This window comes from Tabrizicola sp. T74, assembly GCF_057219935.1.
Genome location: NZ_JBXVVT010000007.1, coordinates 156,866 through 168,872 on the forward strand (window position 1 = coordinate 156,866; position 12,007 = coordinate 168,872).

Annotated in this window: 14 protein-coding genes and 1 other RNA gene; 4 read left to right on the top strand and 11 right to left on the bottom strand. The window is 66.9% G+C overall.

Going from position 1 to position 12,007, the window contains the following annotated elements; translation table 11 throughout:
- Positions 1 to 77 precede the first annotated feature (77 nt).
- The 10 genes from AC2EAL_RS19770 to AC2EAL_RS19815 form a co-directional block, all read right to left on the bottom strand.
- On the bottom strand, positions 78 to 311 hold the full coding sequence (locus AC2EAL_RS19770) for an N-(5'-phosphoribosyl)anthranilate isomerase (RefSeq protein WP_484725953.1): 234 nt from the start codon (positions 309 to 311) through the stop codon (positions 78 to 80).
- Positions 312 to 356: 45 nt separating this feature from the next.
- Complete coding sequence (locus AC2EAL_RS19775; protein WP_484725954.1) at positions 357 to 536, bottom strand: DUF4169 family protein; 180 nt, start codon at positions 534 to 536, stop codon at positions 357 to 359.
- 12 nt (positions 537 to 548) lie between these two features.
- Positions 549 to 1,943, bottom strand: a complete 1,395-nt coding sequence (gene fumC / locus AC2EAL_RS19780) for a class II fumarate hydratase (RefSeq protein WP_484725955.1) — start codon at positions 1,941 to 1,943, stop codon at positions 549 to 551.
- 82 nt (positions 1,944 to 2,025) lie between these two features.
- Positions 2,026 to 2,577 carry a class I SAM-dependent methyltransferase gene (locus tag AC2EAL_RS19785; RefSeq protein ID WP_484725956.1) on the bottom strand — a complete coding sequence of 184 codons (552 nt, stop codon included), beginning with the start codon at positions 2,575 to 2,577 and terminating at the stop codon, positions 2,026 to 2,028.
- Positions 2,577 to 3,035, bottom strand: a complete 459-nt coding sequence (locus tag AC2EAL_RS19790) for an SspB family protein (protein ID WP_484725957.1) — start codon at positions 3,033 to 3,035, stop codon at positions 2,577 to 2,579. Before AC2EAL_RS19790 ends, AC2EAL_RS19785 begins: the two co-directional genes overlap by 1 nt.
- An 85-nt stretch (positions 3,036 to 3,120) precedes the next feature.
- On the bottom strand, positions 3,121 to 4,377 hold the full coding sequence (gene chrA / locus AC2EAL_RS19795) for a chromate efflux transporter (protein ID WP_484725958.1): 1,257 nt from the start codon (positions 4,375 to 4,377) through the stop codon (positions 3,121 to 3,123).
- Between the two features lie 11 nt (positions 4,378 to 4,388).
- Positions 4,389 to 5,186: a chromate resistance protein ChrB domain-containing protein gene (locus AC2EAL_RS19800; protein WP_484725959.1), complete on the bottom strand. Its 798-nt coding sequence runs from the start codon at positions 5,184 to 5,186 to the stop codon at positions 4,389 to 4,391.
- Positions 5,187 to 5,301: 115 nt separating this feature from the next.
- On the bottom strand, positions 5,302 to 5,952 hold the full coding sequence (locus tag AC2EAL_RS19805) for a DUF1194 domain-containing protein (protein ID WP_484725960.1): 651 nt from the start codon (positions 5,950 to 5,952) through the stop codon (positions 5,302 to 5,304).
- A 175-nt stretch (positions 5,953 to 6,127) separates the two neighbouring features.
- Positions 6,128 to 6,482, bottom strand: a transfer-messenger RNA (tmRNA) gene (ssrA, locus tag AC2EAL_RS19810).
- A gap of 59 nt (positions 6,483 to 6,541) precedes the next feature.
- On the bottom strand, positions 6,542 to 7,477 hold the full coding sequence (locus AC2EAL_RS19815) for a LysR substrate-binding domain-containing protein (protein ID WP_484725961.1): 936 nt from the start codon (positions 7,475 to 7,477) through the stop codon (positions 6,542 to 6,544).
- Positions 7,478 to 7,550: 73 nt separating this feature from the next.
- On the opposite strand from AC2EAL_RS19815, the gene AC2EAL_RS19820 reads away from it, so the two are divergent.
- From AC2EAL_RS19820 to AC2EAL_RS19835, 4 genes are read left to right on the top strand one after another with little or no spacing between them, the layout of a single operon-like run.
- Positions 7,551 to 8,186, top strand: a complete 636-nt coding sequence (locus AC2EAL_RS19820) for an NADPH-dependent F420 reductase (protein WP_484725962.1) — start codon at positions 7,551 to 7,553, stop codon at positions 8,184 to 8,186.
- 10 nt (positions 8,187 to 8,196) lie between these two features.
- Positions 8,197 to 8,574: a GFA family protein gene (locus AC2EAL_RS19825; RefSeq protein ID WP_484725963.1), complete on the top strand. Its 378-nt coding sequence runs from the start codon at positions 8,197 to 8,199 to the stop codon at positions 8,572 to 8,574.
- A 23-nt stretch (positions 8,575 to 8,597) separates the two neighbouring features.
- Positions 8,598 to 9,419 carry an alpha/beta fold hydrolase gene (locus AC2EAL_RS19830; RefSeq protein WP_484725964.1) on the top strand — a complete coding sequence of 274 codons (822 nt, stop codon included), beginning with the start codon at positions 8,598 to 8,600 and terminating at the stop codon, positions 9,417 to 9,419.
- Between the two features lie 34 nt (positions 9,420 to 9,453).
- Positions 9,454 to 10,191, top strand: coding sequence for a type 1 glutamine amidotransferase domain-containing protein (locus AC2EAL_RS19835; protein WP_484725965.1), 738 nt, complete (start codon positions 9,454 to 9,456; stop codon positions 10,189 to 10,191).
- A gap of 89 nt (positions 10,192 to 10,280) precedes the next feature.
- On the opposite strand, the gene AC2EAL_RS19840 is transcribed toward AC2EAL_RS19835, so the two are convergent.
- The gene (locus AC2EAL_RS19840; protein ID WP_484725966.1) at positions 10,281 to 11,855 is read right to left on the bottom strand and encodes a cation:proton antiporter domain-containing protein; all 1,575 of its coding nucleotides are present in this window, start codon (positions 11,853 to 11,855) and stop codon (positions 10,281 to 10,283) included.
- Positions 11,856 to 12,007 lie beyond the last annotated feature (152 nt).

A 12,007-nucleotide genomic window follows, 5' to 3' on the forward strand; every position in this document is an offset into this window, starting at 1 on the left:
CCAATGCGCGGGACGCCCAAAATCCTTAAGTAAGGATTTTGACAAATTTCTTACTTAAGAAATTTGGGTCCTGGATGTCAGAGGCGCAGCAACACGTCGTCAGAATTGCAGAAGACGACGAAATGTCCCGCGTTCTCTACCACCCGGTAGCCACGCTTCTTCATCGCCGCCAGGAAGGCATCGCGCCCGACGAGGCGTTCGACATCGCTCACTTTTCGGCGGATGACACCGCCGTCGAGCGCCGTCTTGGTGGCAAACATCTGTCGCATCCACTCCTGCGACGTGATCGGCAAAGGCATTTCCCGCATCATCGCACCTCCTGCCCGCAACCCTGCCAAGACAGGGTTAACGGCAGGTTACTCCGTCTCGCGCTTGTGGCTGTCGAGTTCCCGCGCGGCCTTCTCGGCGCGGGCCTTGTCGAGGACCCGCTCCGCCTTCGTCCGACCATGCTTGGCGGCATTCGCGTCGGCGGCTGAGCGGGCGGCCTTGCGGGCCGCCTGTTTCTTCACGGTCCGAAGGTTGACGACCTCGCCCATCAGCCCGCCGCGTCAGCCTTTGGGGCCGATCATGTCCTCGGGCCGGACGATCCGGTCGAAGGTCTCGCCATCGACGAAGCCCAGGGCAATCGCTTCTTCCCGCAGGGTCGTGCCGTTCTTGTGCGCGGTCTTGGCGACCTTGGTCGCATTGTCGTAGCCGATGGTGGGCGCAAGTGCTGTGACCAGCATCAGTGATTCCTGCATCAGCTTCTTGATCCGCGGGATGTTGGCCTGGGTCCCCACCACCATGTTGTCGGTGAAGCTGACGGCGGCGTCGCCCAGAAGCTGGATGGACTGCAGCACGTTGTAGGCCATCATCGGGTTGTAGACGTTCAGCTCGAAGTGCCCCTGGCTGCCGGCAAAGCCCACGCCCGCGTCGTTGCCCATCACCTGCGCGCAGACCATGGTCATCGCCTCGGCCTGGGTCGGGTTGACCTTGCCCGGCATGATCGACGATCCGGGCTCGTTTTCCGGCAGGATCAGCTCGCCCAGGCCCGAACGGGGACCGGAGCCCAGTAGCCGCAGGTCGTTGGCGATCTTGAACAGCGAGGCGGCAATCGTCTTCAAGGCGCCCGAGAACATGACCATAGCGTCATGGGCGGCCAGCGCCTCGAACTTGTTCGGCGCGGTGACGAAGGGCAGGCCGGTGATCTCGGCGATGCGCGCGGCGACGCGGGTGTCCCAGCCGACGCGGGTGTTCAGGCCCGTGCCGACGGCGGTGCCGCCCTGGGCAAGCTCATAGATGTCGGGCAGGCACATCTCGACCCGCTCGATTCCCTTGCGGACCTGCATGGCATAGCCCGAGAATTCCTGGCCAAGGGTCAAGGGGGTTGCGTCCTGGGTATGGGTGCGGCCGATCTTGATGATGTCCTTGAACTCCACCGCCTTGGCATCCAGCGCGGCCAGAAGCTTCTTCAGCCCCGGCATCAACAGGTCGCGCGTGTGCATGCCGATGGCCACGTGCATCGCGGTCGGGAAGGTGTCGTTCGACGACTGGCCCATGTTCACGTGGTCGTTCGGATGCACCGGCTTTTTCGAGCCCATGACGCCGCCCAGCTTCTCGATGGCGCGGTTCGAGATCACCTCGTTCGCGTTCATGTTCGACTGGGTGCCCGAGCCGGTCTGCCAGACCACCAGCGGAAAGTTGTCGTCGAACTTGCCCTCGATCACCTCTTGCGCCGCGGCGGCGATGGCCTGGCCCAGCTCGGGCGAGATGTCGCCCTGATCGATGTTGACCAGCGCACAGGCCTTCTTGATCACACCGAGCGCCCGGATGATCGGGACGGGCTGGCGTTCCCAGCCGATGGGGAAGTTGATGATCGACCGCTGGGTCTGCGCGCCCCAGTACTTGTCGGCGGGCACCTCAAGCGGGCCAAAGCTGTCAGTCTCGGTCCGGGTGGCGGTCATGGCAAACTCCTCGCAAACTCTCGGGCCCCGCATAGCGCTGCGGGCGCCCGAAATCAATCCGGCATGCAATGGTATACCGAAATCACGCGCGGCGGAAGCGGTAGACCGTGGCGGGGGGGAGGTTGGCCCAGACCTTGTGGCCCTTGTTCACTGTCAGCCCAAGCGCAGAAATCGTTTCGGCCGGCAAGGGCGGGCGGGGGCCGTAGGTGAACTGGACATAGCGGCCCCGGGGCGCAAGGATCGCGAAGGCGGCCGAGACGATGCCTTCGCGCACGTCCTCGGGCATCGACAGCAGCGGCAGGCCGGAGATCACGGTACTGACGCCAGGGGCGACCAGGTTCGCGGCCTCTTGCGCGGGCAGCTGGTGCACGGTCACGCCGGGAAACTTCTGCCGGAGATAGGCAACGAATTCCTCGTCCAGTTCGAAGAGCGTTACGTTTTCCGGCGGCACACCACGGGCAAGGATCGCCTCGGTGAACCGCCCGGTGCCGGGGCCGAACTCCACAACCGGGCCGCTGTTCGGACCAAGGCCCAGCGTCATCGCCCGGGCAAGCGTGCGCGACGACGGCGCAATCGCCGACACCTGCCGGGGGTTCTTGAGAAGCCGCCGACGGAATAACGCGAGGTCGCTCATCAGTGTTTGCGGAACTGGTCGAGCGAGACGATCTCGGCGTCCTGCCGGTGCGGTTCTTCCTCGACCTCGATGTCCTCTTCCTCGTCCTCGTCGTCCTCGTCCTGTTCCTGCGTCTCGAACCGCAGGCCGAATTCGACGGACGGGTCGACGAAGGTACGCAGGGCGTCGAATGGGATCACCATCGGCTCTGGGTTGTTGCCGAAGTTCAGGGTGATGCTGAAGCCCTCATCGGTGACGGTGAGGTTCTCGAACCAGTGCTGGATGACGATGGTCATCTCGGTCGGATAGCGTTCCTTCAGCCAGTCGGCCATCTGCACGTCGGGATGCTTGGTGTCGAAGGTGATGAAGAAGTGGTGCGCGCCGGGCAGGCCGTGTTCGGCAACCTCGGTCAGGACCGACTGGATCAGGCCCCGCATCGCGCGGTGCATGAGGTTGCCATAGTCGATGCTGCGTGCCATGGGCGCCGTCCTTTCACGGTTGGACTGCAGCATAGGCAATTCGGTGCCCAAGGGAAGGGTGGAAGTCAGCGATGCGCAACACCCGTCAGACCAGCACGGTTGCCGCAGAGAAAAGTGCTGATAGGCCAAGCACTGCGGCCAGCGACCAATGGCGCCAAAGCAGCGCCCAGGCAGAGAAAACCGCGATTGCGGCGGGCAGCAGGCGCAGGCTGGACGGATCGGGGACCAGCAGATGAACCGGTCCGAGACTTGTCTCGGACAGCGTCGCGAACAGGACATGCAGCGCGAACCACAGCGAGAGATTCGCGATCACCCCCACCACCGCCGCCGTGATTGCCGCCAGCGCACCGGATAGGCGGGGCATGTGGGTCAGCCGGTCGATGAACGGGCTGCCGGCGAAGATGAACAGGAACGAGGGCACGAAGGTCATCCACAGCGCGATGCCCGCGCCCGCGAGGCCCAGGGTCCAGCCGCCGACCTGGTGCGCGGCCAGGAAGCCCACGAATTCGTTGACCAGAATCAGGGGCCCTGGCGTTGTCTCGGCAAGCCCAAGGCCATCCATCATCTGGGGCAAGGTCAGCCAGCCCTTGTCTTCGACCACCTCCTGCGCCATCCAGGCCAGCACCGCGTAGGCGCCGCCAAAGGTCAGGACAGCGAGTTTCGAGAAGAAGAGGCCGATTTCGGCCAGGCGACCCGGGGCCAGAAGGATCAGGGCACCCAGCGGGGCAAGCCAGATCACCAGCCAGACGGCTGCGGCGCGCAGAGAGCGGGCAAGGGCGGCAGGCGGCGGCGAGGCGCCGAGGTCGCGCGCGACGGCGCGGGTCCGGAAGAACCCCCAAAGCCCGGCAGCAAGGATGATCAGCGGGAAGGGCAGTTTCAAAAGGAACAGGCCCACGAAGGCCGCGATGGCGATCACATAGGCCTCGCGCGATTTCAGGGCGCGCTTCGAGACGCGGATCAGCGCCTCAATCACGATGGCGATGACGGCGGCCTGCACGCCGGTGAAGAGGGCCGCCATGACCGGGACCTGACCGAAGGCGGCATAGATCAGCGACAGCGCCAGGACCACGACCGCGCCGGGCAGCACGAAAAGCCCCCCGGCGATCAGGCCGCCCTTCACCCCGTGCAGCCGCCAGCCGATCCAGGTGGCCAGCTGCATCGCCTCAGGTCCCGGAAGAAGCATGCAGAAGGACAGGGCGCGCAGGTAGTCGGCCTCGGCCACCCAGCGCTTTTCGTCCAGGATGATGCGGTGCATCAACGCGATCTGCGCGGCGGGTCCGCCAAAGGACAGGCAGCCGATCTTTGCGAAAGTGCGGGTCAGGTCAGGGAGGGTCGGGGTCATCGTGGATTCGGTCATTCGGTTCTTCCCGCCGGCCAGTCGTGGCCCTCCTCGTGCCCGTCGCGGGCCCAGCGGTAAAGCGCATCATACAGCGCGATCCCGGCCTCAAGCTGTTGCAGGTCATCGCGATACAGTCGTGACAGCCCGACTGACAGCGCAAGCAGGCCCGCAGCCTGAGGTGCCAGGTCATGCCGGTCGGTATCGGCGGCACGGATCACCAGTGCCATGCGGTCCAGCGCCTCGGTATGCAGTCCGAAGTCATCGAGGAGGGCATCAAAGCTGCATTGGTCGCCGCGGTGGCTGAACCGCACACCCTCGATATCAAACGGGATGGCGCCGAAGCGGTCCGCGACATCGGCCACTTCGGAGGGCGCGACGAAAAGAAAGCGGGCGGTCGGGTCGATGAAGCGGCGGATCAGCCAGGGGCAGGCGATGCGGTCGATCTTGGGCCGATGGCGGGTGACCCAAGGCGCGCCCGCCGGCGGCAGGACCGAGAGCGGGGTCGTCGGCAGACCTGCGGCCTCCCAGGCGAGGATGCCGCCTTCAAGAACCTCGGCTTGCCATCCCTTGGACCGAAGCCAGGCCGCGGCCCCTTCGGAAAGCTTGCGGCCCCTGGTGCAGACGACGATGGCCGAACCGGAGTCATTGGACAGCGTCGCCACGGCAGTGTGGGCCATGCGGCGTGACGTGGGGATCAGTCGCGGTAGCGCTGCGGTGTCCTCGTCAGTGCGGACATCGAAGATCGTGGGCGCATCGGGCGTGCCGATCCGACGACAGGCCTGGGCGGGAGTGATCTGGGTGAACTGCGGCATGGGGTGCATCCTTTGGCCAATGGGTCAGGGATGCGACGCTTGGGCCGGGGCCTCACGGGGTGGACGCGGACCCCATGGCGGAAGGGGTACGGTGTCGACGCCAGGCGGTCAAGGGTCAGCCAACAGGTTTTAGGAGTTCGCGCAGCAGCTTCAGCCGCAGGGTCTCGGCATAATCCTGCAACCCGCGGGCGGTGACGACGAAGCCGCCGGGCGTGATGATCCAGCGTTGGTAGTAGCTGGTGATCGGGAAGGCGGGGCCGGGTTCCTCGATGGCGATGGCGTTGATGGTGATACCGGCGTCCATCGCCTCGGCCCGGGCCTTCGCGTCGGTGAAGCCCGCGTTTTCCTGGCCGTCGCCCGAGACGTCGATGACGCGGGCCGCGCAGTCGGGGACGGCGGCGAACTGGGCGGCGGCAAAGCGCAGGCCCTGGCCGACGGCGGTGTCAGATCCGCTGAAGGCGCGGGGGATGTCGGCGGCGCGGGCGGCGAAGCGGGTGACGTCATCAGGCGCAAGCATGCGCTGCCAGGACAGGACCAGCGCCTGCTCCTCGATGCCGGACCACTGGGCCACGGCCAGCGCGACCTGGCCCTTGACCAGGGCTTCGCCGACCTCGGGGTCCTGCAGGGCAAAGGCCAGGCCCTCGGTCTGGAGGAGGTAGTCGCCCATGTCGATGGAGCCTGAGACGTCGATGGACAGGAGAAGCGCCGTCTCGCAGGAAGCGGCGGGCTGGGCGGTCAGGCAGAGGAGAAGGGCCGCGCGGAGCATGGGGCAGGATGGGTTGCCGCCGGGCTTCTGGCAAGCGGCTCGTCGTGCCCTTTGGTTCTCCTCGCAAGGCGACGAGGAGACGAAGTCGAACGAGGAGCGGAGGAAAAGGTGCAGGTTTCTGTTGCCAGGTACCTGAGTCCAAAAGTTTGCCGGTGCCTTCTGGCGGGAAAGTGGAGGTGCCGGATTCTGTTGCCAGGCTCCGGCGGGCCCCGCCTTACGGGGCTAACCGCAAGGGCTTAGTTTTGGTCTTGCGAGCCGCTTACGCGGCCAGCGCCACCGGAGCACGGTTGTCGTTGGCAACTGTGATCATGGACCGATAACGGTGGTACCTCACCGAGCGAAAGCTGGCCTCTTTGGTCGTTCGTCGATCCTATTTCGGCCCCGTCCCCCCGCAACGAACGGGTGTCTGGTGGAGCCGCCGGGTACCGCCCCCGGGTCCGAGCCGATTATTACAGGTGCGTTTATCGCCATAGACCGGGTTGCCCCGGACAGGGGTCAATATAGGGGTCGGGGGCGGGGGGTGCAAGGGCGGTGTCCACGCAGGACCGATTCGCGGGGCCTTGCAAATCAAGGGCTTGGGCGTGGACGTTCAGGATGCGCTTACCATCTCATGCGCTTCCCCCGCGGCCTTCGCTTGCGCCACCAGCCAGGCCAGCCGCGGGTCGCCGTCGTTGCGGCGGTGCCAGTGGGCCGAGACGGCGAAGCTGCGCAAGGCAAGGGGCGGCGGGGCGGTCACCAGGCCGAAGCCGGGGGCAAAGGCGGTGGCGATGCGGGTGGGCAGGGTGACGAGCGCCCCGGTGCTCGCGGCGGCGGCGAGGGCGGGAAGGAAGGCGGGCAGACCCAGGATGACGCGACGGCTCAGTCCCTGGCGCTGAAGCTCAACGTCGACGATGCCGGTGAGGTCCCCGCCGGGGGCGACGAGGATGTGGTCGGCGGCGGAGTAGCTTGCGAGGTCCAGGCGCTGCGGCAGGACGTCAGGGCGACCGGCGACAAGGTAGGTCTCGGCGTAAAGCGGCGCGACGCGGATCGTGTCGGGGAGGTCGGGGAGGAGGCCGAGGAAAAGCTCAATCCGGCCCTCGATCAGCGCATCGACGGCGGCAGTGCGGCCCAAGGGCAGGACGGAGAGGGTCAGGCCGGGGGCAAGGCTGCGCAGGCGGGCGGCGAGGGCGGGGACGAGGCCGGCCTGCTGGCTGTCCAGCGCAGCGATACGGATGACACCCTCGGCAGTCGCGGGGTCGAAGGCGCGGGCTTGGCCGAGGGCGCTGCGTAGGGCCTCAACCGCCTGTGTGACGGGGCGTTCCAGGGCGAGGGCGGTGGCGGTCGGCTCCATCCCGTGCGGTCGGCGGAGGAAGAGGGGGTCGCCGAACACGTCGCGCAACCGGCGCAGGGCCTGGCTGATCGCGGATTGCGTCAGGCCCAACTCGTCCGCCACCGCCACTGCCTTCCGGTGCCGCAGGAGACCGAGGAAGACGAGAAGCAGGGTCAGGTCCAGCCTGCGGAGTTGCAGATCGCTTAAGTCAGACATGAGCCGTATTCGTTTTTCCTTCTGTCACGTTTGGCATATCCCTTGGCCCATGCCTTGGGCAAGGAGGTTCTGGATGCGGGTCGCGATCATCGGGACGGGCAATGTCGGCGGTGCCATCGCCAAGGGGCTGGCGGACAAGGGCCACGTGCTGGTGCTGGGCGTGCGCGATGCAGGCAAGCCGGACGTGATGGCGCTGGCCGCGGAGACGGGGGCGGCGGTGGCCTTTCCCGCCGACGCGGCGATGGGGGCGGATGTGGTGATCCTGGCTCTGCCCTGGGCCAAGGCCGAGGCGGCGGTGAGGGCGCTGGGCGATCTGGCGGGCAAGGTGGTGATCGACTGCATGAACCCTTTGGGCATGGTCGACGGCGCGCTGGGGCTGGTTATCGGTCATGGGACCAGCGGGGCCGAGATCGTGCAGGGCTGGCTGCCTGGCGCGCGGGTGGTGAAGACGTTGAACCAGGTCGGCGCCGAGATCATGGCGAAGAACGACCACTTGGCCCACCGGCCCGTGCAGCTGGTCGCGGGGGATGATGCAGGGGCCAAGATGGCGGCGATGCAGCTTCTGGTGGACCTGGGGTTCGAGGCGCTGGATGCGGGCGGCCTGCGGCAGGCGCGTATCCTGGAGCCCTTCGCCATGGTCTGGATCAACCAGGCGATCCTGCGCGGAAAAGGACGGAATTGGGCCTTCGCGGCGGTCGCGGGGCAATGAGGGGAAGACGATGAGCGACACACTTCACGCGTCCTGCCACTGTGGAAAGGTGCAGGTGACGATCCCGGCGGCCTCGGCCGGTGTGCTGGCCTGCCACTGTGGCGACTGTCAGAAGATGCACGGAAATTTCAATGCCTTCCTGGCCGTTCCTCAGGCCGAGGCTGAACTTCGGGGGGCCGATGCGCTGGTCTGGTACCAGTCCTCGGAAGCCGCGCGGCGGGCCTTCTGCGGAACCTGCGGGGGCCGGGTCCTGAAAGAGGTCACTGCAGCGGGGCGCTGGCTTATCTCGGCCGGGCTGATCGACGGACCCATCGGAAAGCGGATCATCAAGAACCTGTGGGAGCAGTCGAAACCTGACTGGTACGACCTGCCGCCTGTTACCGCATAACGCAAAGAGAAAGGAAGAATGAGATGACCCTGAAGCCCCTGGCTTTGGGCGCGGCCTTCTGCGCCCTGACGACACCTGGCTTGGCCGAGACCTTTGTCATCGTCCACGGCGCCTTTCAGACGGCTGCGGCCTGGCAGGCCACGGCGGATGCGATGCGGACCGCGGGCGAGACGGTGGTGACCGTCGACCTTCCGGGACGGTCCGGTGATGGCCGCGCTTTGGGCGAGGTGCAGATGGCGGATCATGTGGCCACGGTTTCGCAGGCCGTGGCAGAGGCGGCGGCGGCTGACCCGGATGGGAAGGTGGTTCTGGTCGGGCACAGTTTCGGGGGCATGGTGATCTCGGGCGTGGCGGAGGCCGATCCCTCGGCTCTGGCGGGGCTGGTCTATGTCGCGGCCTATCTGCCGCGTGTGGGGACAAACCCGGGGGACAGTTTGCAGGAGCTTGCGGCCTCGGATCACCATGGCGGCTGGCAGGCGGACAGTTTTGTGGTGGCCGCGGATTACTCCAGCGCCTCGGTCAACCCGCGCGACCGGGCAGCGATCTTTGCCAACGATGCCGATGCGGCGGTGGGCGAGGCGGTGGCGTCTGCGATGGTGGACGAGCCGTTGGCGCCCCTGGCGACACCGGTGCCGCTGACGGCAGAGCGGTTCGGGGCGGTGCGGAAGGGGTATGTGGTGACGCTGCGCGACCGGGCGGTGTCGACCGACCTGCAGCTGACGATGATCGGGCGCGGCACGGTGGAGGAGGCGGTGCCGCTGGACACTGGCCACGCGCCGATGCTGACCGCGCCCGCGGCGCTGGCCGAGGCGATCCGGCGGGCGGCGACGCCTGAGGTCGAATAGCCGCGCAAGAGAGCAACACAGGAAAGGAAATCCCATGTCCGGGAACATCGACATCCATACGAAGAAGCGCGTCCTGATGATCGCGGCGAACCCGGGGGTGTCGCCCACCACGGGCTGGCCGATCGGGTTCTGGTGGGCGGAGCTGACGCATCCCTGGTGGGTCTTCGCCGAGGCGGGCTACGAGGTCGACATCGTCAGCCCGAAGGGCGGCGATCTGGTGGGAGACAGCTATTCGGACCCGGAGGATGCGAGCGGATACTCGGCGGCGGATATCCTGTCGCTGGGGTTCAAGAAGTCGCCTACCCATGCGGCGTTGCTGGCAGGGACGCGGGCGATCCGGGAGGTCGATCTGGCCGGGTACGACGCGATCTTCGTCGTGGGTGGGCAGTCGCCGATGGTGACGATGATCGACGATGCGGAGCTGCACGGGTTCGTCGCGCGGGCCTGGGAGGCGGGGAAGGTGGTGGCGGTGGTCTGCCATGGGACCTGCGTCCTTCTGAAGACGCGGCTGTCGAATGGTGACCTGCTGGTGAAAGGGCGGACCTGGACGGGGTTTGCCAACGCCGAGGAGGCCTATGCGGACAGTTTCGTGGGCAAGCGGATCCAGCCGTTCTGGATCGAGGAGGAGGCGGGGAAGATCGAGGGGACGAATTTCATCACTTCGGGGGCTTTCAAGGCCTTCGCAGTGCGGGACGGGAACCTGATCACCGGGCAGCAGCAGAACTCGGGCGCGGCGGCGGCGGAGCTGGTGGTGGCGACGCTGGGGCGGTAGGTGTCCACGGTGGACAAACGCGGATGCGCGAGGGAAATCAACAGGTTGTCTGCGGTCGTTAAGGATCTGGAAAGGTCTGCCCCGCGGCCCTAGACCTCGATCAGACTGGCGGGCTGGCGGTCCAGTTCGATGGCGCGGGCGGCCTGCTCAGCCAGCCCGATGCCGGCCTGGTTCATCGTCTGGTAGATGTGGTCGGCCCCCGCGGTCTTGAGGCGGAGGACGTGGTCCTCATACAAAGCATGGGCGATGATCGGGCCGTGGAAGCCCTTGGCGCGCAGCGCGCGGGCGGCGCTTTCCTTGGCTTCGATGTTGTCCATCGCGAGGATCGCGCCTTCGATCCCCGACATGCGGAGCCCGCGCCAAAAGCCTGCGTCCTCGACATCGGCGAAAAGGACGTTGCGGCCGGTCTCGACATGGGCCTGAACGCGGTAGGTGTCGGCGTCGATGCCAACGGCGCTTAGCTGCGGGGCGATCTGGTCATAGGCGGCGGTGCCGGTGCGGCCCATGCCGAGGATCAGGACGGAGGCGTTTCCAAGGTCGGTCGGCAGCTCGTCCCGGTGGACGCGGCGCGCCTGGAAGCCGTGGAGGCGCGGTTCGAGCCGTTCGAAAAGGCGGTCGGCGAAGCGGTCCAGGGGGGCCGCGAACATGAAGGAGAGGCTGACGGCAAGGGCAAGGGGGACCAGCCATTCCGGAAGGACAACAGCGGCGACGATCAGGCTGAATTCGCTGTAGGCGGTGAGGTTGAGCGCGGTCAGGAAGGCGGTCCGGGCGCGGAGACGGAAGGCGAGGAGGAGGGCGAAGAAGAGCGCGCCCTTGAGGGGCAGAAGCAGCGTGAGAACGAGGGCGATGGCCAGGTCGCCGGGGCCGGGCAGGCCGGACATGCCGATCTGCAGGAAGAATCCGACGAGGAACAGCTCTTTCAGGCCCCAGAGGGAATCGGACAGCTCCTTGGCGCGGGCATGGGTGGAGAGGAGGAGGCCAATGACCAGCGCGCCGATCTCGGCCCCGAGGCCCACGGCCTGAAAGCCGGCGCCGCCGGCCACGACAGCGAGGAGCATCCCGGCGAGGACGAGGAGCTCGTCATGGCCGGAGGCGTCGAGGAGCCAGTGGAGGATGGGGCGCAGGAGCGGAAGCGCGACGAGGAGGGCCAGCGCCCAAGGGGATGGGGCCTGGCCGCTGTAGAGGGAGAGGACAGCGAGCGCGATGATGTCCTGAACGACGAGGATGCCGATGGCGGTGCGGCCGTAGAAGGCGCCGATGTCGCGCTTGGCCTCCAGCACCTTGGCCGAGAAGACGGTGGAGGAGAAGGAGAGGACCACGCCGAGGAGGAGGGCGGTGGACCAGTCGAGGCGGAGGAAGACAACGAGGCCCGCAGAGAAGACGGCGGTGGTGATCGCGGAGTGGATGAGCGCTCCACCAAAGACCTGGGGCTGGGCAAGCTGGCCGAGACGGAGCTTCAGGCCCACGGCAAAGAGGAGGAGGAGGACGCCGAGGTGGGCGACGTGGTCGAGGATCTCGCCGGTTTTCTCGGGCAGGCCGAGGGCCGGGCCTACGGCATTGATCGCGAAGCCCGCGGCGAGAAAGCCCACCAGCGGCGGCAGACCCATCCGGCGGACGGCAAGGCCGAAGGTGAAGGCGAAGCTGAGGGCGATGACTTCGAACATGAGGGACCGGAGTGGGGGTCCCTGTGGCTTAGACGGGGCGGGGCGGCGGTGCAACCGGGGTGTGAACGGTGGGCGGGGATGAATTCGTGGCCGACGCTACCTTAAGCGACACGCTCAGGCGGTTGACCGCAGGGATCGGCTGACATTTCGCC

Bases quoted from the DNA above. Each gene is read 5' to 3' on its own strand.
- AC2EAL_RS19770 (WP_484725953.1), bottom strand. From the start codon at position 311: ATGATGCGGGAAATGCCTTTGCCGATCACGTCGCAGGAGTGGATGCGA.
- AC2EAL_RS19775 (WP_484725954.1), bottom strand. From the start codon at position 536: ATGGGCGAGGTCGTCAACCTTCGGACCGTGAAGAAACAGGCGGCCCGC.
- fumC (WP_484725955.1), bottom strand. From the start codon at position 1,943: ATGACCGCCACCCGGACCGAGACTGACAGCTTTGGCCCGCTTGAGGTG.
- AC2EAL_RS19785 (WP_484725956.1), bottom strand. From the start codon at position 2,577: ATGAGCGACCTCGCGTTATTCCGTCGGCGGCTTCTCAAGAACCCCCGG.
- AC2EAL_RS19790 (WP_484725957.1), bottom strand. From the start codon at position 3,035: ATGGCACGCAGCATCGACTATGGCAACCTCATGCACCGCGCGATGCGG.
- chrA (WP_484725958.1), bottom strand. From the start codon at position 4,377: ATGACCCCGACCCTCCCTGACCTGACCCGCACTTTCGCAAAGATCGGC.
- AC2EAL_RS19800 (WP_484725959.1), bottom strand. From the start codon at position 5,186: ATGCCGCAGTTCACCCAGATCACTCCCGCCCAGGCCTGTCGTCGGATC.
- AC2EAL_RS19805 (WP_484725960.1), bottom strand. From the start codon at position 5,952: ATGCTCCGCGCGGCCCTTCTCCTCTGCCTGACCGCCCAGCCCGCCGCT.
- AC2EAL_RS19815 (WP_484725961.1), bottom strand. From the start codon at position 7,477: ATGTCTGACTTAAGCGATCTGCAACTCCGCAGGCTGGACCTGACCCTG.
- AC2EAL_RS19820 (WP_484725962.1), top strand. From the start codon at position 7,551: ATGCGGGTCGCGATCATCGGGACGGGCAATGTCGGCGGTGCCATCGCC.
- AC2EAL_RS19825 (WP_484725963.1), top strand. From the start codon at position 8,197: ATGAGCGACACACTTCACGCGTCCTGCCACTGTGGAAAGGTGCAGGTG.
- AC2EAL_RS19830 (WP_484725964.1), top strand. From the start codon at position 8,598: ATGACCCTGAAGCCCCTGGCTTTGGGCGCGGCCTTCTGCGCCCTGACG.
- AC2EAL_RS19835 (WP_484725965.1), top strand. From the start codon at position 9,454: ATGTCCGGGAACATCGACATCCATACGAAGAAGCGCGTCCTGATGATC.
- AC2EAL_RS19840 (WP_484725966.1), bottom strand. From the start codon at position 11,855: ATGTTCGAAGTCATCGCCCTCAGCTTCGCCTTCACCTTCGGCCTTGCC.